The sequence below is a fragment of the Bacillus sp. LR--39 genome (assembly GCF_053613335.1).
Genome location: NZ_JBSIOT010000189.1, coordinates 1 through 1,318, shown reverse-complemented (window position 1 = coordinate 1,318; position 1,318 = coordinate 1). Strand labels below are relative to the sequence as shown.

Annotated in this window: 3 pseudogenes; all 3 read left to right on the top strand. The window is 43.8% G+C overall.

Annotation, left to right across the window (positions count from 1 at the left end):
• Positions 1-198: pseudogene (locus ACWHAR_RS21655) on the top strand (MerR family transcriptional regulator); the annotation flags it as partial.
• A 65-nt stretch (positions 199-263) separates the two neighbouring features.
• Positions 264-650, top strand: a pseudogene (locus ACWHAR_RS21650) (MFS transporter); the annotation flags it as partial.
• A pseudogene (gene gerKB / locus ACWHAR_RS21645) lies at positions 631-1,318 on the top strand (spore germination protein GerKB); the annotation flags it as partial. The pseudogenes ACWHAR_RS21650 and gerKB, both read left to right, overlap by 20 nt.

The window sequence follows — 1,318 nt, the reverse complement described above, 5'->3', positions numbered from 1 at the left end:
CAGCTAGAGTTAAACAAAGAGGGGTATTTGTTGTCACTGGATCCAAAGGAACGGAAAGAAAAACTGGAGGAAATTCAGGAAACCCTGAATCACCAGCTGAGTTTGATTGATGAGAAAATCCGGACATTCCAAAGCTTTAAAGAACGCCTGCAAGGCATGAAAGGCAAAGCGGAACGCGCCATTCAATCAATCGAATGAAAAGTTTGTTAAACGCTATTTTTGTAGCGTTTCTTTTAATGGAATAAAGATGGAGGTCAGGTCAAATGGATAAGACAACACAAGTGAATCAGAAAACAGGCTTGCTCAGCCAGCCGAAAGCGGTATGGGCTGTCGCGTTTGCCTGTGTGATTTCTTTTATGGGAATCGGGCTGGTCGATCCAATTCTTCCGGCTATTGCCGCACAATTACATGCTTCACCTAGTGAAGTATCACTCTTGTTTACAAGTTATTTGCTTGTAACCGGATTTATGATGTTTTTCTCAGGAGCCATTTCCAGCCGCATCGGCGCGAAATGGACGTTAATTCTCGGACTTATTTTTATTATTGTATTTGCGGGGCTTGGCGGCAGCTCAAGCTCAATCGCTCAGTTAGTCGGCTATCGCGGCGGCTGGGGATTAGGGAATGCTTTGTTTATTTCAACAGCGCTTGCGGCAAGGCATTTATCAATGTTATCCGAATTCTTCTCCGAAAGAATATATGGATGATATGCTGGGAACCAAGCTGAGCTGGCTGTTTTCATTTCTCTATATATTGTACTTTGCCTATATTGCCGCAAGGGTGCTGCGTGACTTTGGAGAAATGCTGCTGACGTTTGCTTATCATGATACACCTATCATTATTGTAAATGCTTTATTAATGGTAGCAAGCATATATGCCGTAAGAAAAGGAATTGAAGTACTCGCACGCGCTGCCGAACTTCTTTTCGGGGTCATGTATTTACTGGGCGCGATCGGGCTCGTGCTGATTATTGTCTCAGGCACTATAGACCCGCACAATTTAAAGCCGGTTTTGGCAAACGGTATTTCTCCTATCCTTCACTCTGTTTTCACGCAGACCATGTACGTCCCATTTGGTGAAGTCGTTTTATTTGTGATGATTTTCCCTAACCTGAATGACAGAAAAGATGTGAAAAAAATGGGGATGATTGCCATGGCTATTAGCGGATTGGTTGTGGCGCTCACCGTGGCGATTAATATCAGCGTGCTTGATGTTGATCTTACACTCAGATCCCAGTTCCCGCTTATAAGTACGATCCAGACAATCAAGGTCGAAGAATTTTTAGACCGGCTCGATGTCTTTTTTATGCTGGCGCTGATCA